The sequence below is a fragment of the Microbacterium sp. NPDC055521 genome (genome assembly GCF_053619695.1).
Genome location: NZ_JBSHJX010000005.1, coordinates 157642 through 181929, shown reverse-complemented (window position 1 = coordinate 181929; position 24288 = coordinate 157642). Strand labels below are relative to the sequence as shown.

Genomic DNA, 24288 nt, shown 5'->3' with positions numbered 1-24288 from the left:
CCAGCGCATCCGGCATCCAGCGCATCCCGCGCATCCGGCGCCTCCAGCGCATCCGGCGCATCCGGCGCATCCAGGGCATCCAGGGCATCCAACGCAGGCGAACACACCGACGTAGGCCGATTCAGCGGATATTCGCCTACCTGCGCGCGGTCGCCTACCTCCGCAGCGTGGCCAGCCAGCGCGCCGAGGCCGGCCCGGTCGTCCCCCAGCGACAGGCACCCACCTCACGGCTCGGACAGGCGCGCGAGCAGCTCGGTCAGCAGCGCCTCGGCCACGGGTCGTGGCGCCCGCTCGACCAGCGCCATGAGCATCGCCATCGGCCGATCCGCCGACACCGACCCCGCGCCCGCGAGCCGCAGCAGCCGCCACGCCGCAGCAGGTCCGGGAACGCGCCCACCTTCGCCGTACCCCAGCACGCGCAGCGCCGCCAGCATCATCCTCGGATCGGCGGCGGGCCGGCCGCGCACCTCGGCCGCGGCTTCCACGAGTGCGCGCGTGAACTCGCGCACCTGCGGCTCGAGCACCGGCGTGAGAGTGAGGTGCGCGCTGTGCGCGATGCGCACCCCGTCCGTCTGCACGAGTCCCGGCTGCGGCTGGATCTTCCATCCGTGCCCCACCATCGCGTCGGCGACTCGGTGCGGGTCGACCCGCTCGGCTTCGGGCACCCCGTCGTCCGAGCCGAGTGCGATCGCCGGCCCGATCGGGTCGCCGATCACCCGCAGACCCGGGATGCCGTCGACCGCGGCCGTGACGGCGAGCGCGAGCCGGTGGATCGAGCCCGTGAGGCGCCGGTACCCGTCGTCTCCGAGATGCTGGGTGATCGCCCATGCCGCCGCGAGCGGGGACGCCGAACGTGAACCGAGCAGAGTCGGGTTCACGACCGGATAGCCCGCCCAGCCGGTCGTGGCGAAGAACTGCGCGCGGTGGCGGCGCCGACCGCGCTGCAGCAGCACCGACACGCCCTTGGGTGCGTAGCCGAACTTGTGCAGATCGGCCGAGATGCTCGTGACCCCGTGCACCCGGAAGTCCCACGCCGTAAGGCCCGGCCACCACGGCAGCACGAATCCGCCGAAGCACGAGTCGACATGGCACGAGATGCCCCGAGCGGATGCCGCGGCTGCGACCTCCGCGATCGGATCGAGCATGCCGGTGGGGTACGACGGCGCCGACACGACGACGAGGGCGACATCGTCGTCGAGACGGTCGATCAGGTCGGATGCCGCGACCACGCCGTCCGGCGAGCACGGCACCGCGTCGAACTCGAGATCGAACAGCTGCGCCGCCTTGATGAACGCGGCGTGCGCGGTGGCCGGAGCCACGAGCCGCGGACGGCCGACCGACCCGGCATGAGCGCGTCGCCACAGGTCGCGTGCCGTCTTCACGGCGAGCAGGCAGCTCTCCGTTCCGCCGCTGGTGACGGTGCCGACGACGGATCGGTCGCCGTGCAGCATCCGGCGGGTGAAGCCGATCACGTCGCGCTCCATGGCCGCGATCGAGGGGAACACCGTGGGGTCGAGTCCGTTCAGCGGTCGCGCGAGACGGGCGGCGGCATCGGCCAGTTCATCGAGTTCGCCGAGGCCTGAGTCGTACACGTACGACAGCACGCGGCCGCCGTGCGTGGGCGCGTCGCCGGCGCGCATCCGGCGCAGCCGATCGAGGATGTCGCTCACGCAGACGTCCCGACGATGTCGTGCTCCCGCAGCCGGTAGCGGGCGAGGGCGACGAGACTGAGCAGCATGAGCGCCGCGGGCAGCAGGCTGAACGCCACGGCGATCCCGGTCACGGCGGCGTCCGGCTGCGCGACCTCCACCGTGGCCGTGGTCTCGATGTATCCGGTCACCGCGAGGACGATCGACAGCACGGTCGCGCCGAGCGCCATGCCCGTCGTCTCACCCGCCGTCCACACGCCGCTGAACACCCCGGAGCGATTGTCGCGACCGCCGGCCGTGCGATCGTGCGCGATGACGTCGGGCAGCATCGCCATCGGCAGGGTCTGCATGCCGGCGTACGCCGCGCCGGCGAGAGCGACCGGCGCGAGGATCCACCATCCGGGCATCCAGACCATCAGCCCGAGCACCGCCGTGGCGGCGAGGAACATCGAGCTCGCGACCCGGAACCCGCGCTCCTTGCCGACGCGGTCGGCGACGAGCTTCCACACCGGGGCCATCAGCAGGGCCGGAGCGATCAGCGCGACGAACAGCGGTGTCACCGCGCCCTCGTCGCCCAGCACCCAGCGCGCCACGAACTGAGCCGCGGCGAGCATGAGCCCCGTCGCGAGCCCCTGCAGCATGAAGGTGCCGAGCAGCACGCGGAACGGCTGACTCTCGCGCAGCGCGTCGATCCCGTCGCGGTAGTGCGTCGCGACCGACGCGCCGGGGCGCACCGGCAGCATCGGACGAGTGGGGGCGACGGTCGAGGCGACGAACAGCCCTACGCCGAGCAGTACGGCGGCCACCGCCGCCATCACGAGGTAGCCGAGCAGCGGGTCGTCGTCGAACATGCCGCGGATCTCGGGCCCGCCCGCGCCGAACAGCAGGATCGCCACGGTCAGCACGACCACGCGCCAGGTGAGCAGTCGCGTGCGCTCGCGATAGTCGTCGGTCAGCTCGGCGGGCAGCGCGATGTATGGCACCTGGAAGAGGCTGAAGCATGTCGCTGCGAGCATGAACGCGACGAGCACCCAGATGGCCGATGCCACCGGACCGATTCCCGCGGGCACGGCGAAGGTCAGCACGAACGCGACCGGCAGCCCGATCGAGCCGATCAGCATGAGCCCGCGACGCGATCCCGTCCGGGCCAGCGCCGTGTCGCTGAGTCCGCCGATCACCGGGTCGATCAGCACGTCCCACACTTTGGCACCGGTGACGATCGCTCCGGCGGCGAGCGCCGTCACGCCCAGCGAGTCGGTGAGGTAGTAGACCAGCACGAGTCCGGGCAGCGTGGCGAATCCCCCTGTGCCGAGCGAGCCGGCGGAGTAGCGGGTGATCTGGCCGCGAGTGAGCGTGTTCGACGCTGAGCGCATGCGGCTCACTCTAGTGGTGGGCCGCGGCACACTTCGGCCGCGCAGCCCGCGGGGCTGCACCTGACCCGTCGGGTGGGCCCAGATGGCCGCCTCCCGCGCCCGGATGCAGCCGATCGGGCCCACCCGAGCCGGAGGGCCGGCCTCAGACGAGGGCGCCCCGCACCGGGACGGTGTTCGCGAACAGGTCGAGCACGGGGCAGTGCTCGTCGACGACAGCGCGCAGCCGCTCGTACTCCTCAGCGGTGTTCGGTCCGGTGATGTCGACCCGCACCCGGACGTCGTGGAAGCCGGCACGCCCGGATTCGTCGATGCCGAACAGCTTGCGCACGTCGAGGTCGCCCTCGGCGGTGATCTCGATGTCGTCGATGGTCAGACCGAGAGCCTGGGCGTAGAGGCGGAAGACCACGACCTGGCACGACACGAGCGCTCCGAGCGCATACTCGACGGGGCTCGGCCCGGCGTCGTCGCCCGCCAGCCCGGCCGGCTCGTCGACGAGGAAGCGGTGCCGGCCTGCCCGGATCTCGGTGCCCACGGCGCCCACTCCGCGTCCGGTCACCGTCGAGGTGAGGGCGGCGTTCGCCGCGTCGCGGGCGATGCGCTCGCTCCAGGCAGCGCCCGCCCGGGCGAGACGCTCGGCGCGCTCGTCGGCGGTGACATCGGAGATCGTCGTGGGCTGGTCGCGCAGAAGAGTCATGCGGCGACCGTAATCCGGCATCCGGATGCCCCGCCACGTCGCCCGTCACACCGGGCAACATGGCGTCACCCGGCGTCATGACAGTCCTTCAGGCGGCGTAGCGGCCGGACGCGACGGCTTTCGCGCGGGCCTTCGCCGCCTCCTCCTCGCGGTTCTTCGGAGGGCGGGTCGCGACCAGGTCGTCGAGCAGATGCCTGGTCGCGTGCGCGATCTCGGCGACGGCGCGGTCGAAGGCCTCCTGGTTGGCCTTCGAGGGCTTCGTCGTACCGGCGATCTTGCGCACGTACTGCAGGGCTGCGGCGTGCACCTCGTCAGTGGTCGCCGCCGGCTCGAAGTTGTGGAGGGTGTGGATGCTGCGGCACATGTCGTTCACGGTACGCCCGCGTCCGCGCATGCGGAAGGGGGCGGATGCCGTGGCATCCGCCCCCTTCCGTCAGACGACGCGTCGACTCGCTTCGTGCGGAATGAGAGTGTCGACTCGCTCCGCTCGCCCAGCCGGAGCCGACCAGCGTCACGTTCGCTTCGCGGCCGTGACCCGCGGTCGGCTCACTTCTTGTAGTTGGGCGCCTCGACGACGATCTGCACGTCGTGCGGGTGCGACTCCTTGAGCCCGGCGGCGGTGATGCGCACGAAGCGGCCGCGGGTCTTGAGCTCGTCGATGGTGCGGGCGCCGACGTAGAACATCGACTGACGCAGACCACCCATCAGCTGGTACGCCACGGCCGAGAGCGGCCCGCGATACGGCACCTGGCCCTCGATCCCCTCGGGGATCAGCTTGTCATCGCTGGGGACGTCGGCCTGGAAGTAGCGGTCCTTCGAGTACGAGGTCTGCTTGCCGCGCGTCTGCATGGCGCCCAGCGAGCCCATGCCGCGGTACTGCTTGAACTGCTTGCCCGACTGGAAGACGATCTCGCCCGGCGACTCGTCGGTGCCGGCGAGCAGCGAGCCCAGCATGACGGCGTCGGCACCGGCGACGAGGGCCTTGGCGATGTCACCGGAGTACTGCAGACCGCCGTCGGCGATCACCGGCACGCCAGCGGGGCCGGCGGCGAGGGATGCCTCGTAGACCGCGGTCACCTGCGGCACGCCGACGCCGGCGACGACCCGCGTGGTGCAGATCGAGCCCGGGCCCACGCCGACCTTGACGGCGTCGACACCGGCGTCCACGAGAGCCTGCGCGCCCTCGCGGGTCGCGACGTTGCCGCCGACGACGTCGATGTGCTCGAAGGTCGGGTCGGCCTTGAGCCGCTTGACGAGCTCGATGACGCCCTGCGACTGGCCGTTGGCGGTGTCGACGACGAGGATGTCGACACCGGCATCCCGAAGCGCCTCGGCGCGCTCCCACGCGTCGCCGAAGAAGCCGATCGCCGCCCCCACGCGCAGACGGCCCTGGTCGTCCTTGGTGGCGAGCGGGTACTTCTCGCTCTTGTCGAAGTCCTTGATCGTGATGAGGCCGGCGAGCGTTCCGTCGGCGTCGATCAGCGGCAGCTTCTCGACGCGGTGCTTCGCGAACAGGGCGATCACCTCGCCGGCGGCGACTCCGACCGGAGCGGTGACGAGGTTCTCGCTCGTCATGACGTCCTTGACGAGGGTGGTCTGACGCTCGAAGCCGGACACGAAGCGCATGTCGCGGTTGGTGATGATGCCCACCAGGTGCCCGGCCTCGTCGACGACCGGCAGACCGGAGATGCGGTAGCGGGCGCACAGGTTGTCGACCTCTTCGACCGTCGCGTCGGGGGTGGTCGTGATCGGGTCGGTGATCATGCCCGACTCACTGCGCTTGACACGGTCGACCTGCGACGCCTGATCGGCGATCGACAGGTTGCGATGCAGGATGCCGATACCACCCTCACGCGCCATCGCGATCGCCATGCGCGCCTCGGTCACGGTGTCCATCGCGCTGGAGAGCAGCGGGGTGGCCACCGAGATGCGCCGCGTGATCCGCGACGAGGTGTCGGCCTCGCTGGGGATGACGTCCGTGTGCCCGGGAAGGAGAAGCACGTCATCGTAGGTGAGTCCGACGAAACCGAACGGGTCGTGCTGCTGCATGGAAGCGTGCTCCTCTGCGCCGGAGGCGCGATCGAATGGCGAGTTCGCGGGGACGTCTGCGACCGGAGGTGGCGTGACCCGCGGTGTATAGATTCTAAGCGCGCCGGGGGCCGTGTTATTCCGAGAACGCCGTGAACGCCGTCGAGGTGACACTCCCGACATTCCGATCAGGACACGGATGCTGTGCTCCGTGCCGACGAGGGGATACGCTCAGTGCGACGTCCAAGCGGAGCGACGACCCGAAGTCGCTCGATGCACTCGATGTGGAGGATGCGTGGGACTCAGAACTGTGGCGCTTCAGCGCCCCCGGAACGGTGTGCTCGCGCTGCTCGCGACGCTGCTCGCCGCCTTCCTCGTCTTCGGTGCGCCGGCCGGTGCCGCGCACGCGGAGACGACACCGGACGGCCAGGAGGTCACCGACTTCTACTTCGCCGGCAACATCACCTACGACGACGAGCCCATCGAGGGCGTCGGACTGTCGGTGAAGGGCGGCGGCTTCGAGGGCGAGACCGAGACCGACGCCGAAGGCAAGTGGCGGCTGTACGTGCCCGAGAAGGACAAGTACACGATCGCGGTCGACGAGGACACGCTTCCGGAAGGCGCGATCGTCGATGCCGAGAACCTGCCCGACGGCGTCGAGCCGGTGGCCGGCACGAGCGGCGAGTTCGAGGCGGAGTTCGGCCTGACCGGCACGAAGATCGTCAACCTGTTCCTCGGCGAGGGCGAGCGCATCACGGTGTCGCTGCTCGACCAGCTGCTCTCGCGCCTGGTCGGCGGCCTGAACTTCGGACTGCTGCTCGCACTGGCATCCATGGGCGCGGCGCTCATCTACGGCACGACGCGCCTGTCGAACTTCGCGCACGCCGAGATGGTGACGTGGGGCGGCCTGGTCGCGCTCGTGACGACGACGGTGTGGCAGGCGCCACTCTGGATCGGCATCATCGCCGCGGTGATCGCGGGCGGGCTGCTGGGCTGGGGAATGGATGCCGCCCTGTGGCGCCCTCTCCGCCGTCGCGGTCTCGGCGTCGTGCAGCTCATGATCGTGAGCATCGGCCTCTCGCTGGCGCTGCGGTACCTCTTCCAGTACCTCATCGGCGGCGGAACCCGCCAGCTGCCCGGCTCGAGCCCCGCGCCGATCCAGTTCGGCCCGGTCTCGCTGTCGTACATCGACCTCGTCGCGATGGGCGTGAGCATCGTCGTCATCCTCGCCGTCGCATGGTTCCTCACCCGCACGCGCATCGGCAAGGCGACCAGGGCCATCTCCGACAACCCGCAGCTCGCGGCGGCCTCGGGCATCGACGTCGACCGGGTGATCCGCTACGTGTGGATCCTGTCGGGTCTGCTGGCGGCCATCTCGGGCATCCTGTGGGCGTACTTCCGCCCCGGCGTGAAGTGGGACATGGGCATGCAGATGCTGCTGCTCATCTTCGCCGCGATCACGCTCGGCGGTCTCGGCACCGCGTTCGGCGCTCTGGTCGGCTCACTGATCGTCGGCATGGCGGTCGAGGTGTCGACGCTGTGGATCCCGTCGGACCTCAAGTACGCGAGCGCTCTCGTCGTGCTCATCGTGATCCTGCTGGTCAGGCCGCAGGGTCTGCTCGGACGCAAGGAAAGGCTGGGCTGACATGGACTTCGGAAGCATCTTCTCCAACACGGCCGTCTATCTGTTCAGCCCTGTCACCATCGCGTACGCGCTGGCCGCGACCGGCCTGGCGGTGCACTTCGGCTACGCCGGCCTGCTGAACTTCGGCATGGCGGCGTTCATGGCGGTCGGCGGCTACGGGTACGCGATCTCGGTGCTCAGCTTCGGCCTGCCGTGGTGGGTGGGCATGCTGATCGGCCTGCTCGGCGGCGCCCTGTTCGCCGTGCTGCTCGGCATCCCGACCCTGCGTCTGCGCGCCGACTACCTCGCCATCGCGACCATCGCGGCGGGCGAGATCGTGCGGCTGCTGTTCACCACGCAGGTGTTCGACGAGTGGACGAACTCGGCCGACGGTCTCGCGCAGTACAACGGCGGTTTCCGCGACGCCAACCCGTTCCCCGACGGCACCTACGGCTTCGGCCCGTGGACGTACACGGCGAACGACCTGTGGAACCGGGTGTTCGGCGTGGTGCTGCTGGCTGTCGCCGTGCTGCTGGTCTGGGCGCTCATGCGCAGCCCGTGGGGTCGCGTGCTCAAGGGCATCCGCGAGGATGAGGACGCCGTGCGCTCGCTCGGCAAGAACGTGTTCGCGTACAAGATGCAGGCGCTCGTGGTCGGCGGTGTGATCGGCGCCGCGGGCGGCATCGTCTTCGTGCTCCCCTCGGCCGTCGTGCCCGGCAGCTACACGACCTCGCTGACCTTCTTCCTGTGGACGATCCTGCTGCTCGGCGGCGCCGCGACCGTCTTCGGCCCGACGCTGGGCGCGATCCTGTTCTGGGTCGTCTTCGCGTTCCTCGCCAACGTGCTGCCGAGCATGGCCCGCACCGGCATCCTGCCGATGTCGTCGAGCCAGGCGTCGACCCTCGTGTTCATCTTCGTGGGCGTGGCGCTGATGCTGCTCGTGATCTTCCGCCCGCAGGGCATCCTCGGAGACAAGAGGGAGATGACCTTTGTCAAGTGAGAACACCCCCGAGCAGGTTTCCGGTGCCGATGCGGCACCGGTGACCGGCAGCGTCCGGCGTCCGAAGACGACCGGGCTCGCGAAGGGCCCGGCCGCGCCCGGTGTGGCGAAGGTCGACCCGATCCTGGTCGTGGATGCCGTGGAGCGGCATTTCGGCGGACTGACCGCGGTGAATGTCGAGCACGTCGAAGTGCCCCGGGGCGCCATCACGGCGCTGATCGGCCCGAACGGTGCAGGCAAGACGACCCTGTTCAACCTGCTCTGCGGCTTCGACAAGCCGAACAGCGGCACGTGGAGCTTCGACGGGAAGAACCTGTCGGGCATCCCCTCCTTCAAGGTGGCCCGGATGGGTCAGGTGCGCACTTTCCAGCTCACCAAGTCGCTGTCGCTGCTGACGGTGCTCGAGAACATGAAGCTCGGCGCCACGAAGCAGCGCGGCGAGGGCTTCTGGACGAGCCTGATCCCGGCGCTCTGGCGCCGGCAGGAGGCGGAGATCGAGGAGCGCGCCCGCGAGCTGCTGCGCCGCTTCAAGCTCGACGCCAAGGAGAAGGACTTCGCGGCCTCGCTGTCGGGCGGTCAGCGCAAGCTGCTCGAGATGGCGCGCGCGCTGATGAGCGATCCGCAGCTGGTCATGCTCGACGAGCCGATGGCCGGAGTGAACCCGGCCCTCACGCAGTCGCTGCTGGATCACATCCTCGATCTGAAGGAGCAGGGCATGACCGTGCTCTTCGTCGAGCACGACATGCACATGGTGCGCCACATCGCCGATTGGGTCATCGTCATGGCCGAGGGTCGCGTGGTCGCCGAGGGTCCGCCGGAGGCCGTCATGGACGACCCCGCCGTCGTCGACGCGTACCTCGGCGCGCATCAGGACGTCGACCTGGGCGTGGTCACCGGCCGCATCCCGGTGATGCCGGGCGAGGTCTCGGATGCCGCCGCCGCGCGCATCCGGGAGAAGATCGAGGCAGAGGCCGAAGCCGAGCTGGAAGCCGCGGCCGAAGAGGAGAACAAGTGATGGATGCTGCAGCCGCCCCCTCCCCCGCCTCCGGCTCCGGCTCCGGCTCCCCGGACGTCGCCGCAAGCGGCGACGTCGTCGTCGAGCTGAAGGACGTGCACGCGGGCTACCTGCCCGGCGTGAACATCCTCAACGGCGCCAACCTCGTCGCACGCCAGGGCGAGCTGGTCGGCATCATCGGCCCGAACGGCGCCGGCAAGTCGACGCTGCTCAAGTCGATCTTCGGCATGCTGAACGTGCGAAAGGGTGACATCACGGTCAACGGCGAGAGCATCATCGGCCTCAAGGCCGACAAGCTCGTCAAGCGCGGCGTGGCCTTCGTGCCGCAGACGAACAACGTCTTCCCCTCGCTGACCATCGCCGAGAACCTGCAGATGGGCCTGTACCAGAACCCGAAGATCTACGCCGAGCGTCTCGAGTTCGTCAGCGGCATCTTCGCCGAGCTGGGCAAACGCCTGAATCAGCGGGCGGGCTCGCTGTCGGGTGGTGAGCGCCAGATGGTGGCGATGTCGCGCGCGCTGATGATGGACCCTTCCGTGCTGCTGCTCGACGAGCCTTCGGCCGGCCTCTCCCCCGTGCGGCAGGACGACGCGTTCATCCGCGTCTCGGACATCAACAAGGCCGGCGTGACGACCATCATGGTCGAGCAGAACGCCCGCCGATGCCTGCAGATCTGCGACCGCGGCTACGTGCTCGACCAGGGCCGCGACGCCTACGAGGGCACCGGCCGAGACCTGCTGAACGACCCGAAGGTGATCGGCCTGTACCTCGGCACCCTGGGTCAGGACGCCGCCTGAGACGACCGAAGTGGGGTGGATGCCCGGCATCCACCCCATTCTTCATGCCCAGCCGATGCTTCGGGCGTGAAGAAGGCCCCGGATGCGAGCATCCGGGGCCTTCTCTGTGAGCGGTGTCAGTTGGTGCGCTCGATGGTGTTGTCGGCGTTGTACTTGTAGATGCCGATGGTGGCGCCCTGCGGGTCGCCGGCCTCGTCGAAGGTCACCTCGCCGGAGTAGCCGTCGTAGTCGGCGGTGCCTCCGTCATTGATGATCTTGGCGCACTCGGCGAACGAGGTGCACTTCTTGCCGTCGCCCGAGCCGCCCGAGATCTCCTGCATCTTGGCCGCGATGTCGGCGCCCTCGGTCGAGCCGGCGGCGAGCGACGCGAGTGCCACGAGGACGGCCGCGTCGTAGGCCTCGCCGGCATAGGTGAAGTCCTTCACCTCGGGGTTGCCCTCGCCGGTCCAGTACGCCTGCAGGCGCTCGACGAAGTCGTCTTCGAGAACCGGGCCGGCCTTGGTGCCCTGCGCGCCCTCGAGCGACACGGGCATCTCGTCACCGTAGTCCGACAGGTTTCCGTCGACCATGTAGAACTTGTCGGCGGTGATGCCGGCGTTCACCAGCAGCGGGCCGATCGTCTTGAACTGGTCGAACGAGACAATCGCCACGGCGTCGGGGTTCTGCGCCTTGATGGTCTCGACCTGGGCGTCGAACTGCGCGTCGCCGACGTTGTACGAGGCCTCGGCGACGACCTCGCCGCCGGCGCTCTCGAACGTCTCCTTGATGGCGGCGTCGAGGCCGGTGCCGTAGGCGTCGTTCTGGTAGATGATGCCGAGCGTCTTGCGGTTGTCCTCGGCGATCAGGTTTCCGAGCACCTCGCCCTGCAGCAGGTCGCTGGGTGCGGTGCGGAAGTAGAGTCCCTTGTCGTCCCAGTCGGTGAAGTCGGGGCCGGTGTTCGACGCCGAGATCTGCAGGATGCCCGCGTTGACGTTGCCGTCGAGGATCAATCGCGAGACACCGGATGCCGCGGCGCCGATCATCGCGGTCACGCCCGCACCCTGCAGCTTGGTGATCGAGGTCTCGTACGCCTTGGTGTCGGTGTCACCCTCGTCTTCGGCGGTGAGCTCGACCTTGATGCCGGCGTTCGCCTCGTTGATCTCCTTGACCGCCAGGCCGACGCCGGATTCCATCGGCGGGCCGAGGAAGGCGAGCGAGCCGGTCTGCGGCAGCAGGGATCCGAGCTTCAGGGTGAGGTCGGCTGCCGGCTTGTCGCCGTCGCCGTTGTCGGTGGGCGTGCTGCTGCAGCCCGCGATGATGAGTGCGGAGGCGCTGACCATTGCAGCCGCCGCGAAGATCCTCGCGGAACGCGAGCCCTTCATTGCGTTCATGTTGCTCCCTTGCGTAACTGAACGTGGTTTTCCACTTCGGGTGATCTCACCCTATTGGTTCGCATGCGCGGGTTCTGTCTCGGTCGCCTAACGATCGGCACGTCGCGGGCGACCCTGGTCAGACGAGGTCGACGCGTGCGGCCGTGCGTGTGCGGCGGCCGTGCAGCAGCAGGTCGGCGACGAACACGGCGATCGCGATCCAGACGATGATGAAGCCGATCCAGCGCTCGAACGGCATGGGCTCGCCGAGCAGCGCCCAGCCCACGATGAACTGCATGACCGGGGTGATGAACTGCAGCATCCCGACCAGGCTCAGGTCGATCCGCCGGGTGCCAGCGGCGAACAGCAGCAGGGGCACGGCGGTGGCGATGCCGGCGCCCGCGACGAGCAGCGTGTGCAGCGGCGAGACCTGACCGAAGGTGATGCCGTCGGTCTGTCCGACGACGATGAGCGTGACGACCGCGATCGGGATGAGCCAGAACGACTCGAGCGTGAGCCCGCTCGTGGCATCCACCGCCGCACCGATCTGCTTCTTCACGAGCCCGTAGATGCCGAACGAGGCGGTGAGGGTCAGCGCGATCCACGGGAACGCCCGGTAGGCGATGACGATCACGACCACGGCGAGCGCGGCGACGCCGATCGCGATCCACTGCAGCCGGCGCACCCGCTCGCGCAGCACGAAGACGCCCAGCAGCACCGTGAAGATCGGGTTGATGAAGTAGCCGAGGCTGGTCTCGATGACGTGCCCGGTGAGCGTGCCGATGAGGAACGCCTGCCAGTTGACGTAGATCAGCACTCCGGCCAGGGCCGTCCAGCCCAGCAGCCGCGGCTGACGGACGATGGCGATGAAGGCCGGCCATCCCCGCATGATCGTGAGCAGGAGGCAGCAGAACACGAACGACAGCAGCACCCGCCACGCGACGACCTCCCACGGGCCGGTGGGAACGAGCGCGAGGAAGTACAGCGGCAGCGCGCCCCAGAGCAGATAGGCGCCGATCGTGTAGGCGATCCCGCCGCGTGCCGCGTGCGCGACTCCGGCAGCGCGAGCGGGCGGTTCAGAGGTCACCTGAGAACCTTATTCCGCGTGGAGCCGCCGGGGCGATTCGCGGGCCGACCGGCGGGCGCGAGGGTGACCTGCCCATCCGAGTAGATCACCCTTCCGCTCGGTCGAGGATCGGCCTATAGTGAGCGGCATCCAAGGGATGGATACTGGGGAAAATCGGCGGTACTGATGGGCGAGTTCGTACTCGCGCTCGACGTAGGCACGACCAGTGTGAGAACGGTCATCGCCAGCGCCGCAGCGCATGAGGAATTGCAGGTTGCACCACGCGCGGTGGGAGGCGAGCGCGCCGACATTCCGCTGCTCGCCTTCATCACCGAGGACGGCGACGCGATCTTCGGCACCGAGGCCGCGCAGTGCGGACGTGAGCGGCCCGAGCGCGTCGTGCAGGGCTTCACGCGCAGTATCGGGGATGCGGTTCCCCTCGTCGTGAGCGGCTTCAGCATCGGCGCCGAGGATCTGCTCGCGCGGATGGTGCTGTGGATCGCCGGTGCCGTGGCCGCCGAGCGGGGCGTGTCTGCTGCGGCGATCGCCCTCGTGCATCCGACGTCATGGTGGGGTCATCGAGCGGATGCCGTGCAGGCGAGCCTGCGCGAACTCGATCTGGACGTGACCCTCGTGCCTGCCGCCCCGGTGGTCGCGCATCGGCACGCGAGCGCCGACGCGCGTGCGCACACGATCTGCGTCTACGACCTCGGCGGCACGGCCTTCGAGGCCACGCTGCTGCGTGGTGGACGCGTGCTCGGCCCACCCCAGGTGAGCGACATCGGCGGAGTCGACATCGATTCGGCCCTGCTGCAGCACGTGCTCAGGATGCTCCCGCAGACCTCCGCAGTCGACGGCACGCGTTCCGAGCTGCTCGCTGCACGTCAGGCGGTGATCGACGCGAAGGAGAGGCTCTCGTACAGCTCCGATGTGTCGGTGCCGGTCTCGCTCGGCGGGCAGAGCGCCTCGGTGCGCGTCACCCGGTCCGAGCTCGAGGGCATGGCGGCCGGACCCATTGCGCGGACGGTGGAAGTGGTGGAGCAGGCGCTGGAGGCCGAGCACCTGTCGGTCGCCGACCTCGATGAGGTCATCCTGATCGGCGGCTGCTCGCGCGTCCCCCTGGTCGCCGAGATGCTGTCGGCACGGCTGGATGTGCCCCTCATCGTTCCCGGCGACCCGGGGCTCGCCGCGGCGATGGCCGCTGCGTGCCGATCGTGGGAGAGCCTGCATGCCGAGCGTGCGGTCGCCGTGCCGCAGGCCCCGGAGCCGTCCCCCGTACGCCAGGCCGTGCGCCCGCGCCCGCTGCGCGTGCACATCCCGTACGGTGCGGCGGCCACCCTGACCGCAGGGGCGGTGATCGTCGCCGCCGGCATCGTCTTCGCCGCGACGACGCCACTCGGCAGCGGGGACCGCGCCCAGGGCGCCGCGGCCGACGACTCCTCCGGTGGCGGAGGGGTCTCGGTGCTGCGACCGGCATCCGCATACTCCGTCGCAGACACCGCGGAAGCCGCCGTCGAGCCGAGCGCCCCCGAGAAGGAGGAGAGCGCCCCCTTCGCCTCGGACGGATCGTCGGATGCCGACCCCCGCAAGCCTGCGGCGACCATGCCCCGCAGCGGACCGGCCGTCGATCGGCCGGTATCCGACTCGCGCGACGGCTCGACGCGGCCGATCTCGTCGACTGCCCCATCCACGCCGGTCAGAGGAACGGCCTCGTCGACGTCGCCCGCCGAGACACCGACCACGCCGTCGGCGGGCCCGGAGCCGACACCCGAGCCGACACCCGAACCCACGCCCGAGCCCACGCCGGAACCGACGCCGGAGCCGACGCCCGAGCCCACGCCGGAACCGGCATCCGAGCCCACGCCCGAACCGGCTCCCGGCCCTGAGCCGGCCGCGACGCCTGCCTCCACCGCAGCCCCGGAGACCAGCGCCGATACGGCGCCGGAGTCGCAGACGCAGTCGTCGCAGACGGCATCCGACCCGTCAGCCGAGACCGCTGCCCTCTGATCCGAGACCGGTGCCCAGATCATGACCCCGTCCGCTGCCACACTCGACGACCCGGATCGGGTCGTCCCGCCGATCAGCTGGGACCGTCAGATGGGCGCGGCCCGCGGTGCGTTCGGCCGCCGCACCCCTCGCGCGGCGCTGATCGGAACGGCAGGCGCGGGTAAGTCGAGCGGTCTGCAGCAGCTGTACGAGCTGTTCACCCGGCAGGCCCGAGACGTGCGGATGCTGCACGAGAGCCCACCGGAGGTCGTCGATGTTCCTGCGCAGCACATCCTGCTCGTCGACGACGCGCATCTGCTCTCGGACACGCAGCTGCGGCATCTGGGCGAACGTGCGGACGACCCGGACGCGGCGCTCATCGTCGCGCACCGCCCCTGGCCCGCCACGCCGGCCCTGCGTGCCATCACCACGCGCCTGGAGCAGCACGCGCCGGCGATCGTGCTCGGCCATGTCACCCGAGCCGACATCCTCGACCATCTCGACGCCCGAGGACAGCGACTGCCCGAGCGGTGCGTCGAGCACATCGTGCGCACCACCCGCGGTGTGGCCTGGCTCGCGGCGGCCGCCGTGCAGCACCACGACTCCCGGGACTGCGCACACGATCGAGACCACGAGGGTCTCGACGGCTCGGTCGCAGAACTGGTCATGCACCGTCTCGACTCGATCGACGACGGTCTGCGTCAGAAGATCGAGGAGGTGTGCATCGCGGCCCCCGGTGCCGTCCACACCGCCGCCGGCGAGCCCGACGACTGGGTGCTGCAGGGGTACGCGCATGGACTGCTGGTGCGCAGTGGCGAGGCCGCCCCGATCGTGCGCACCGCGGTGCGTCAGGCGCTGCCGACGCGGCGGCTCATCGACCTGTGCATCCGCCACCCCGAGTCTCTTCGCGACCCCGACGGGCTGCCGGCCCTGCGGGACTCGCGAGTGGCCGAGGCTCTCGTCTCGACCGCGGATCGGATGCTGCGCAAGGATCCTCGACAGGCCTCCGCGCTCTACACCGCAGCGATCCGCTCCGGAGCACCGGAGCTCCCTCTGGCGGCGCGGCGTGCCGGCGCCGCCTGGTCGAGCGGCGACCTCGACGAGGCGTCGGCTGCCGTCGAGCACGCGATCGCTTTCTCCGCGGACGACGTGCCGACTGAGGTCAGTGCGGTCGCGGCGGCCACCTGGTCGGCGCGGGCGATGATGCGCGAGGCGCACCGCGTGCACCAGGTGATTCCGCCCGCAGACGAGGTGACGCTCGCGAACGCCGCGATCGCCGCCCTCGGCGTCGGCGAAGCGAACCCGCCCGCCCCGTCTGTGCCGCTCGCGCTGCCCACCGCGATCGGCGTGTCGACCGCGCTGCTGCGCAGCGGTCTGCAGGCGACGACGGGACCGGATGCGGCGGAGTCGGCGCTGGCGGATCTGGTGCGCTCGTCCGAGATGTATACGAGAACCGGGCGCAGCGATGCCCTGTGCGAGCTCCCCGCGGTGGTGGCCGCGGTCGTCGCGCTGAACCTCGGCCGTCTGGTCACGGCGCAGTCCGTCTTGGAGGAGGCCATCGACGGTGACCACGGAGGCCCCTGGGCGCGTACGCGGCTGCTGCTGTGGAGCGCCTGGGTGTCCGTGCAGCGCGCACATCCGGCCGAGGCGCGGGAGCTGCTTCAGCGCGTCGAGGCGACCGGCGTCGCGCGGCTCGCGACCCGCGATGCTCTCCTGCTTCAGGCGGTGCGGGTCGCCCTCGCCCGCAGATACGAGGACGCGTCCGGGCTGGATGCCGCCTGGCAGCGGGCGAGAGCGGTGCTGCTTCGCGCCGACATCGACCTGTATCTCCTGCATCCGATCGCAGAGCTGATCACCGCGGCCACCAGAGCCGGCGACGCGGATCGCGTCGAGCCACAGGTGCGGGCAGCGCTGCAGATGGTCGAGAGACTCGGCAGCCCGCCGCTGTGGACGGCGCATCTGCACTGGGCGGTCATCCAGCAGGGCATCCTGCTCAGCCGGCCCGATCGGCTGACACCGCATGCGAAGGCGCTCGTCGCCGCCGCACCGCACAGCCGAGTGGCGGCCGGCATGGCCAAAGCGGGGCGCGTCTGGACGGACGTGCTCGCAGGTTCGGTGGCGGCGGAAGCCGTGATGACCGCGGCTGAGGAGCTGGCCGCGGTCGGGCTGATGTGGGATGCCGCGCGGCTCGCCGGTCACGGCGCCGCCCGCACCACCGACCGCAGGGTCGCGGCCCAGCTGCTGGCATGCGCTCGAGAGATGCACCCCACCGACGGCACCAGACGACCCGAGGCGACCACCGGCGGCGACGCGGACGCCGCAGATCGCACCGGGGCCGAAGAGGTGCTCAGCGACCGGGAGATCGAGGTCGCGCGGCTCGTGCTCCAGGGCAAGACGTACGCCGAGATCGGCCAGACGATCTTCATCTCGCCACGCACCGCCGAGCACCACATCGCGCACATCCGCCGTCGTCTCGGCGCGGCCTCGCGCTCGGAGATGTTCGCGCGGCTGCGCCTTCTGCTCGGCGAGAACGACACGGGCGCGGGGCGCGCGACCCAACCCCCGTGAGCCCCTATACGGGTATCGGGCCAACCCCCGATGCCTCGCGGGTTCCGCCCCGCATAGCATGCGATTCACCGATCGTTCCCGGCTGCCCGGGACCCTGGCTGCTGGGGAGCAGCGACGGCTGATCCGGCCGAAGTCGAAAGGGGCTGCAGATGACATCGCCAGTGGAGACCATCGCCGACGCGCTCATCGCGTTCATCCTGAGCCTGCTGCGCGACCCCGACGCCGCGGATGGCTTCGTCGCATCGCCCGAGGCCGCGCTGGCGCGGCACGGGCTGGAGGACGTGTGCATGGCCGACGTCGCAGCGGTCAGACCGGTCATCGTCGACCATCCGCACGTCATCAATCAGTCGACTCCCCCGCCACCCCCGCCGGCGCCGGTGGACACCCACGGCGACGGGGCCGTGCGCGAGATCGTGCGGATGATCCAGCAGTACACGACGAACATCGACGCGCGCTCGACGATTCTCGACCAGTCGGTCAATCAGAACATCTGGACGGAGGGCGGCGACGTCACCCAGGTGTTCGATCAGGCTGCCGTGGTCGCCTCCGGCGACAACGCCGTCGCCGCCGGCGGCGACGCGACCGTCGTGGATTCGGATGTCGACGTGACGATAGGCGATGTGTCGGTCGGGAACGAGACCAACACCGGCAGCTTCAACCAGACGGGCACGGACGGGACGCCCGACGACGACGTTGCCCCCGACGAGGCTCCGCTGCCCGATCCGGCCACCGCGGACCCCGCCACGGCAGACACCGGCTCCGACGTTCCCGAGGCCGCGACCGCCGCGGTCGGGACGGCCGTCGACACCGCCGCGCAGGCGGGAGGCGAGACCCCCGTGGTCGTGCAGGAGCCCGCGCCTGCTCCTCCGGCCGACGTCCCCGAGCCCGCAGACCTGCTGGAGAGCGACATGACCGCAGGAGGCGCTGCGGATTCGTACGACTCCGACGCGGCGAGCGCAGCGCTCAACGACCAGCCTGTCGACATCCCGGTCGAGGATGACTGACGCGGCGCGGCGCTCGGATCCGGCTGCGCTGTCCCGGCAACGGGATGCCGCGGCCGGAGCGTTCACGCCGTACCGCTCGCGAGATCTGCCGGCGCGCCCACCGCTGGCGAACCCGAACGCGGCGCCGGTGGTGGTGAAGGTGCCCCCGCCGTTCTCCATCCGGGTCAGCCAGCTGCTGTGGATCGTCAGCTTCGCGCTGGGCGGGTTCACGGCGGTGTACCTGTTCGTGATCCGCAAGGATCTGCTGCCGCTGATCACCGAGTCGGCGAAGACCGTCACAGCCGGCCGCAGCGAGCAGGCGTACGAGACGGCAGCCGACATCGTGTTCTGGGTGGTGTTCGGTGCGTTGATCGCCGTGCTGCTTCTGCAGATCACTCTGCTGGTGTCATTCATGGGGCGGCGCCCTCAGGTGCGCTGGTGGCAGCTGCTCACCTTCGCCGTGCTCGCCCTGCTGGTCGTGCTCTCACCCGAGTGGGTTGCGCTGGGCTCCCAGGGAGAACCACTTCAGCCTCTTCTTGCGGCGCAGGCGGCCCTCGTGCTCCTCGCCCTGCTCAGCAGCGTCCTGCCCAAGGGCATCGCCTGGTCGGCGAGACGGGTCGACGTGCGCCGCGGGCCGGAGGGTCCGGGCGCCGCCGGACTGTGAGGCCACCTCGGCGAGGCTGCGCAGCACCGCACTGATCACGTCGCGCCCGCCCCGGTCCGCGGTCGGGTCGGCGCTCAGCCGGCGCCAGTGATCGATCTGCTCGTGCACGCGACGCGAGATCTCCTCCGACGATGCGTCGTCGGGAAGCCCGAGGCGAGCGGATGCCGTGACACCGGCGGCGCCCAGGATGAGCTCGGCCTCCTTCGCCTGCGGCGCCGGCAGCGGCAGGCCGTGCGCCCTGGCCTCGGCGAGCAGCGCGAGCTCGCGGAGCGTGTGGGCGGATGCCGTGAAGCGCTCGATCCCGGCCAGCACCTCTTCGCAGCCGGGCTTCGGCGCCCGTCGCACCAGCGCCTGCAGCTGCAGCACGACGCTGCGGGCTTTGAGCACATCCGCGCGGGGGCGGAAGTGCCGCTGCACGGCGTCCTGCAGCTCGATGAGTCCGCTCTGCTGCACCAGGGCATCCGACAGCTCGGACGAGGTGGACACGCCGCCCCGGATGACGGCGGTCGCGAGACGCACCCCGAAGATGCCGAATCTGCTGAGGAGACCCTCGCGCACCGAGACGCTGAGTCCGGTGGCCGGGCTCTCGCGGATGAATCTGTCGGCCGAGACGAGCAGGCTCTCCCGCTCTCTCCGCTCGAGGCCGGCGAGCTCGCGCAGCGCGATGAACTCGCTCTCGCGCAGGGTGCGCGCCCCTTCGGCGAGCAGTCCGGCGACGGGCACGACTCCGAGCGCGAGCGCGCCGAGGTCGCCGTCGCGCTCGTAGCGCAACGCGACCCGTCGTGCCGAGAGCAGCGAGTCGATGCGGCCCGAGCCCACCTCGTCCGAACGCGACAGGACGGCCAGTGCGCACACGCTCGCGCCTGCGCCGGCCGCGGTGTCGCGGAACGCCTCGAGGAATCGCACGTCCGAGCCGTGCAGGTGACGCATGAGGTACACGACGGCATCCGCTGCCGACGGCGCATCCTCGGGGGTGAGGAAGCGCGCGGTGCGGGCGGACGTGTCGGTCGAGAGCGACGCGATGCCCGGGGTGTCGATGAGGATGAGCGAGGCGAGCCCCTCGAGGGGCCAGCCCACGTCGATCCACTCGATGTCCTCCGCGGTGCGCCCGCCCAGGTCGAAGGCGAGCAGCCCGCCCTCACGGCGGACGGGCATGCGTGCGGTCGTGCCGTCGCGCAGGTGCATGGTGAGTCGGGGGGTGGGCGAGTAGCGGTACCAGGTGACGACGCGAGTGCATTCGGCGGTGTCGGTCGCCGCGATCCGCTCGCCCAGCATCGCGTTGAGCAGAGTGGACTTGCCCGCTTTCACCATCCCGGCGATGGCGAGGCGCAGGGGCTCGTGCAGCCGTGCCTCGAGCTGATCCACCAGCGCAAGGGCGTCGCGATCGCCGACGTACACGGATCGCGCGGTCTGCAGCAGCTCCTCCGTGTCGGAGATGACCCCCGCCCGCATCACTCCCCCGCCTTCTCGCCGACGCTGGCCCGGGAGGCCGCGGTGAACCGGGCGATCGGCTGGTGCACCGCCGGCATCGCGTGCGCGGCCGCGCGGGGCGGCTGACCGATCGCTGCGGGCGCCGGCGGAAGAGCGGGGATGCTCCGGCGCACGTGCTCGAGTTCGGCGAGACGCTTCTTCAGCACCAGAACGCGCTGGTCGCGAGTGGAGGTGAATCCGGATGCCGCCTGACGGGCACGCTGCAGGGCATCGGTCAGTGAGCTGTGCAGCTCTTCGGCGAGTGCGCCGAAGTGGTCGCGGGCGGTGCGCTGCACCAGGCGCAGACGATCCTTGAGCTGCTTGCCCACCTGGAACGTGACCTCGTCGATGTAGCGCCTGACGATGATCTTGGCCTCCTGCTGGCGGCGATTCAGCCGGTTGCCCATGTCTTCGCGGTACGCCCGGCGGCCGACGAGCACCCCGGCCAGAAGCGAGAGCGGATTGATCAGGGCCATGCCGACGAGCCCGGTCACCAGACCGACCATCAGCACGCCTCCGTACGAGCCGCGCACGCCGATGTAGATCTTCTCTCCCGCGCTGAGCTGGCCCGCTTCGAGCCCGGCGATGTCCTCGACCGGGTCGAGGACGCCGCGGATGTCGGAGACGTCGCTGACGGGGATGTCGGCCTGATCCTGGCTGAAGAGCTCGGCCACCTCCTCGGAGAGCCAGCGGGAGCGCTCGTCGGTCCACACGAAGGTCTCCGACACGGCGGCGGTGACGCGCTGGTCCAGCCACTCGCGGATCTGATCCCAGATCGGACCGGGGTCGCCCTCGTCGATCGCGCGCTCCGCTTCGCGCTGCACCTTGCGCAGTCGATCGCGGACGTCGTGCTCCATGTCGGCGACGAGGTCGGCGATGCCGTCGGTCAGCAGCACCTGCCAGCGGGCGGAGCGCCCGCGGAAGTCATCCGCCTTCGCCTTGGCTGCCTCGAGCTCGGCGATCATGCGCGGCGTGTCCTCGGGGTTCAGCAGCGCGTTCAGCTCAGCGCGCAGCGACATCTCCAGCTGCTCGACGACGGAGATGAGATCGTGCACCGCTCCGCGCTGGTGGATGGCCTCGGCCCGGCCGAGCACGTCCCGCCGCAGATGAGCGACGAGCGCGGGGAAGCCCGATTCGTCGTTCAGCGTGCGATCCTGCAGTTCGGCGGCCAGCAGTCGCAGATCGCTCGACACCGAGAAGATCGGGATGTCCTGACCGCCGCTGAGGTGCGTACGGTCGATCTCCTCGATGCGTCGCCATTCCGGGTACAGGTCGGTCTTCGCCAGCACCGCGGCGACGTTCGGCGAGATGCGCATGGCGTGCCGGAGGAACTGCACCTCGGGTTCGGTGTACTCCTGCGAGGCGTCCGAGACGAGCAGCACCGCGTGAGCCGACGAGAGCGCCGCGAGCGTGGCCAGCGAGTTCGACGACTCGAGACCGCCGACTCCCGGCGAATCGACGAGCGTGAGCCCGCCGCGCAGGATCTCGCGAGGAAGCAGCACTTCGGCCGACAGGATGCCGCGCTCGTTGCCGGGGTTGCCGTGCTCCGAGACGTACTGGGCGAGGTCTTCGAGGGGTATCTCGCGGCGCTGCGGCTCGGCCGCCGCGCCGGCGGGCCGCTCGACCACCCACGCCGAGGGCTGCTCGGCGTAGCCGACCGTGGTGGGAACGCTCGTGGCGACGTCGTCGTCGACCGGGCACGCGGGAGCGTTAACGAGCGCGTTGATCAGCTTGCTCTTGCCCTGTTTGAACTCACCGACGACGATCACGCGCACGGCCGGGTCCTCCAGGCGGTGCTGCGTGCTCGCGAGTCGGGCGGCGAGGTCGTTCCTGCCCGCAGACGCGGCGAGATCGCCGACATCATGGATGACGTCGACGATCCTCGCCTCCCCAGCTGGATGCTCTCCCGGCACGTGCGCTCCCTCCCTTGGCCCAGATGCGGATCAGGCGAACAGTCCGGGATGATCCCCCGGGTCGGCCTGACCGCCGTCGAGATCTCCCCATATCTCGTCGGCGTCCAGGTCCCAATCGGATTCCGAGATGTTCGCGATCTCCTGAGTGAAGGCGTCGGCGCCCAAGGGATCGAGAAGATCCGCTCCTCCCCAGGGCGCGTCGTCCGATGGGCTGGTGTCCGGTTCGTCAGACATGGTTCTCACTCCCATCGAGTGCTCAGGAGCTTACTGGTGTGCCTGGCCGCCCACCAGAGGGACGGCCAGGCAGGTCGTGCGCCCGCTGGATGATCTTTCAGAAGGCGACGTCGGACCCGTCCCCGAAGGGGCTGTCGACGTTGACGTCGGTGATCGTCATGTCCATGTCGGACGTGGACGTCGAGTTGTCGTTGAAAGAGTCGTCGGCCGTCCAGGTGTGCGAGTTGTCGACCATGGACTCGTCGTTGAACGAGTCGGTGAACGACCAGTCCTGCGAGTTGTCCGTCACCGAGTTGTCGGAGTTGTCGGAGTTGTCCGAGTTGTCCGAGTTGTCGCTGTTGTCGGAGTTGTCGTTGAACGAGTCGGTGAACGACCAGTCCTGCGAGTAGTCCTCGTTGAACGAATCGGTGTTCCAGGTGTTGCCCGTCCAGACATCGCCCACGCTGATGTCGGTGTTGACGTTCGTCACCGTCGCGTCACCGCCGGCTGCAGCCGAGCCGTCTCCGGATGCGATGTTGCTGCTCTGCCCGAAGTGCTGGCCGACGTCGCCGCCCGCCGAGATGTTCTGGCTGACCGACTGGTCGTTGAGCGTGGTCCTTCCGTCGATGCTGAGCGACCCGGTGCCCGCCATGGCTGCCATGCCACCGCCGCCGGCGCCGAGGCTGACGTCGCCGAAGCCCGTGTTGAACTGCCGTACACCGGTGGTGACGGAGTTGTCGTACAGCGTGTTGTACGAGTCGGTCACCGAGTGGTCCGAGTTGTCGCGCCACGAGTGGTCCGAGTTGTCGGAGTTGTCGTTGTACGAGTCGTTGGTCGAGTTGTCGGAGTTGTCGCTGTTGTCCGAGTTGTCGGTCACCGAGTTGTCGCTGTTGTCGGAGTTGTCGCTGTTGTCCGAATTGTCGCTGTTGTCCGAATTGTCGCTGTTGTCCGAATTGTCGCTGTTGTCCGAATTGTCGCTGTTGTCCGAGTTGTCGGTCACCGAGTTGTCCGAGTTGTCGCTGTTGTCGCTGTTGTCGGAGTTGTCGCTGTTGTCCGAGTTGTCGGTCATCGAGTTGTCGGAGTTGTCCGTGACGGAGTTGTCGGAGCTGTCCGAGTTGTCCATCACCGAGTTGTCGGAGTTGTCCGAGTTGTCGCTGTTGTCGTCTGTGTTTCCGGAGTTGGCGATACCCAGGTTCCACTGGGATCCGGAGGTGTTGGCGTTGCCGTCGAGAGCCATGATCGATTACCCCTTCATCGTGAATGTGCCAGGTGGCGCGTGTTACGAGTGTGCGACTCGGGCCCGTCCGCGGCATCGGGGGGCGCCCCGAGGGCTGTAGGGGCGGGCCGGGGGCATCCGCGGGGCCGGGTCGGGGATCGATAGGGGTTGGCAGACGCCGGGGGTACGACAGAGGGTCCGGATGCCATGGCATCCGGACCCTCTGGGAGCTGGTGTCGAACCGCGTCAGCGGACGACGACGGCGAGCACGTCGCGAGCCGAGAGCACGAGGTACTCATCGGCGCCGAACTTCACCTCGGTGCCGCCGTACTTGCTGTAGAGCACGCGGTCACCCACGGCGACGTCGAGCGGAACGCGGTTGCCGTTGTCGTCGATGCGGCCGGGGCCCACTGCCACGACCTGGCCCTCCTGGGGCTTCTCCTTGGCGGTGTCGGGGATGACCAGACCGCTTGCGGTGGTCTGCTCTGCCTCGACCTGCTGGATGACGATGCGGTCCTCGAGCGGCTTGATGGAAACCGACACGGTGTACCTCTTCTTTCGTGACTGTGTTCAGAAGATCATTAGCACTCTCGAGGTGAGGGTGCTAACTCCAGTCTATGCCGACGTCTGGCACTCATGCAATGCGAGTGCCAGCCCCTGCGGCGGCTGTCGTTCTTGCG

At 69.6% G+C, this 24288-nt stretch carries 19 protein-coding genes; 7 read left to right on the top strand and 12 right to left on the bottom strand.

The features are described from left to right. Positions 1-224 precede the first annotated feature (224 nt). The 5 genes from ACWGSM_RS07435 to guaB all read right to left on the bottom strand — a co-directional run bounded on the left by ACWGSM_RS07435 (position 225) and on the right by guaB (position 5765). Positions 225-1670, bottom strand: a complete 1446-nt coding sequence (locus tag ACWGSM_RS07435; protein ID WP_452322285.1) for a pyridoxal phosphate-dependent decarboxylase family protein — start codon at positions 1668-1670, stop codon at positions 225-227. Beyond that, a complete protein-coding gene (locus ACWGSM_RS07430; protein WP_452322284.1) occupies positions 1667-3022 on the bottom strand; it encodes an MFS transporter in 1356 nt (451 codons plus the stop codon). The genes ACWGSM_RS07435 and ACWGSM_RS07430 overlap by 4 nt, the downstream gene beginning before the upstream one ends. Before the next feature lie 142 nt (positions 3023-3164). Beyond that, on the bottom strand, positions 3165-3716 hold the full coding sequence (locus ACWGSM_RS07425) for an OsmC family protein (protein WP_452322283.1): 552 nt from the start codon (positions 3714-3716) through the stop codon (positions 3165-3167). Positions 3717-3804: 88 nt separating this feature from the next. Next, positions 3805-4080 carry a DUF2277 domain-containing protein gene (locus ACWGSM_RS07420; protein ID WP_313356592.1) on the bottom strand — a complete coding sequence of 92 codons (276 nt, stop codon included), beginning with the start codon at positions 4078-4080 and terminating at the stop codon, positions 3805-3807. A 182-nt stretch (positions 4081-4262) separates the two neighbouring features. Further along, positions 4263-5765 carry an IMP dehydrogenase gene (guaB, locus tag ACWGSM_RS07415; RefSeq protein ID WP_452322282.1) on the bottom strand — a complete coding sequence of 501 codons (1503 nt, stop codon included), beginning with the start codon at positions 5763-5765 and terminating at the stop codon, positions 4263-4265. A 274-nt stretch (positions 5766-6039) separates the two neighbouring features. Here guaB and ACWGSM_RS07410 point away from each other — a divergent pair, with 274 nt between their 5' ends. Genes ACWGSM_RS07410 through ACWGSM_RS07395 form a run of 4 tightly spaced genes read left to right on the top strand, consistent with a single transcriptional unit; the run spans position 6040 to position 10180 of the window. Beyond that, positions 6040-7389 (top strand): ABC transporter permease subunit, encoded by a 1350-nt coding sequence (locus ACWGSM_RS07410; RefSeq protein ID WP_452322281.1) that lies wholly within the window; start codon positions 6040-6042, stop codon positions 7387-7389. A 1-nt stretch (position 7390) separates the two neighbouring features. Further along, positions 7391-8368, top strand: a complete 978-nt coding sequence (locus ACWGSM_RS07405) for a branched-chain amino acid ABC transporter permease (RefSeq protein ID WP_313356595.1) — start codon at positions 7391-7393, stop codon at positions 8366-8368. A 40-nt stretch (positions 8369-8408) separates the two neighbouring features. Beyond that, positions 8409-9383, top strand: a complete 975-nt coding sequence (locus tag ACWGSM_RS07400) for an ABC transporter ATP-binding protein (RefSeq protein ID WP_452322280.1) — start codon at positions 8409-8411, stop codon at positions 9381-9383. Beyond that, positions 9383-10180, top strand: a complete 798-nt coding sequence (locus ACWGSM_RS07395) for an ABC transporter ATP-binding protein (RefSeq protein ID WP_452322279.1) — start codon at positions 9383-9385, stop codon at positions 10178-10180. The genes ACWGSM_RS07400 and ACWGSM_RS07395 overlap by 1 nt, the downstream gene beginning before the upstream one ends. A 116-nt stretch (positions 10181-10296) precedes the next feature. Here the strand turns inward: ACWGSM_RS07395 and ACWGSM_RS07390 are convergent, their stop codons facing one another. Both ACWGSM_RS07390 and rarD read right to left on the bottom strand, forming a co-directional pair. Next, positions 10297-11550, bottom strand: a complete 1254-nt coding sequence (locus ACWGSM_RS07390; protein ID WP_452322278.1) for an ABC transporter substrate-binding protein — start codon at positions 11548-11550, stop codon at positions 10297-10299. Between the two features lie 118 nt (positions 11551-11668). Beyond that, a complete protein-coding gene (gene rarD, locus ACWGSM_RS07385) occupies positions 11669-12616 on the bottom strand; it encodes an EamA family transporter RarD (RefSeq protein WP_452322277.1) in 948 nt (315 codons plus the stop codon). A 165-nt stretch (positions 12617-12781) separates the two neighbouring features. Between rarD and ACWGSM_RS07380 the strand changes: the two genes are divergently transcribed. From ACWGSM_RS07380 to ACWGSM_RS07370, 3 genes are all read left to right on the top strand, one after another. Beyond that, complete coding sequence (locus tag ACWGSM_RS07380) at positions 12782-14602, top strand: Hsp70 family protein (RefSeq protein WP_452322276.1); 1821 nt, start codon at positions 12782-12784, stop codon at positions 14600-14602. 21 nt (positions 14603-14623) lie between these two features. Beyond that, positions 14624-17149 (top strand): LuxR C-terminal-related transcriptional regulator, encoded by a 2526-nt coding sequence (locus ACWGSM_RS07375; RefSeq protein ID WP_452322275.1) that lies wholly within the window; start codon positions 14624-14626, stop codon positions 17147-17149. 149 nt (positions 17150-17298) lie between these two features. Beyond that, positions 17299-18153 carry an IniB N-terminal domain-containing protein gene (locus tag ACWGSM_RS07370; RefSeq protein ID WP_452322274.1) on the top strand — a complete coding sequence of 285 codons (855 nt, stop codon included), beginning with the start codon at positions 17299-17301 and terminating at the stop codon, positions 18151-18153. Between the two features lie 463 nt (positions 18154-18616). Here the strand turns inward: ACWGSM_RS07370 and ACWGSM_RS07365 are convergent, their stop codons facing one another. From ACWGSM_RS07365 to groES, 5 genes are all read right to left on the bottom strand, one after another. Further along, a complete protein-coding gene (locus tag ACWGSM_RS07365) occupies positions 18617-20248 on the bottom strand; it encodes a dynamin family protein (RefSeq protein WP_452322273.1) in 1632 nt (543 codons plus the stop codon). Then, a complete protein-coding gene (locus tag ACWGSM_RS07360) occupies positions 20248-22179 on the bottom strand; it encodes a dynamin family protein (protein WP_452322272.1) in 1932 nt (643 codons plus the stop codon). The genes ACWGSM_RS07365 and ACWGSM_RS07360 overlap by 1 nt, the downstream gene beginning before the upstream one ends. A gap of 30 nt (positions 22180-22209) precedes the next feature. After that, positions 22210-22413, bottom strand: coding sequence for a hypothetical protein (locus ACWGSM_RS07355; RefSeq protein WP_452322271.1), 204 nt, complete (start codon positions 22411-22413; stop codon positions 22210-22212). A gap of 97 nt (positions 22414-22510) precedes the next feature. Next, positions 22511-23629: a hypothetical protein gene (locus ACWGSM_RS07350; RefSeq protein WP_452322270.1), complete on the bottom strand. Its 1119-nt coding sequence runs from the start codon at positions 23627-23629 to the stop codon at positions 22511-22513. Positions 23630-23854: 225 nt separating this feature from the next. Beyond that, positions 23855-24151: a co-chaperone GroES gene (groES, locus tag ACWGSM_RS07345; RefSeq protein ID WP_099196502.1), complete on the bottom strand. Its 297-nt coding sequence runs from the start codon at positions 24149-24151 to the stop codon at positions 23855-23857. Positions 24152-24288 lie beyond the last annotated feature (137 nt).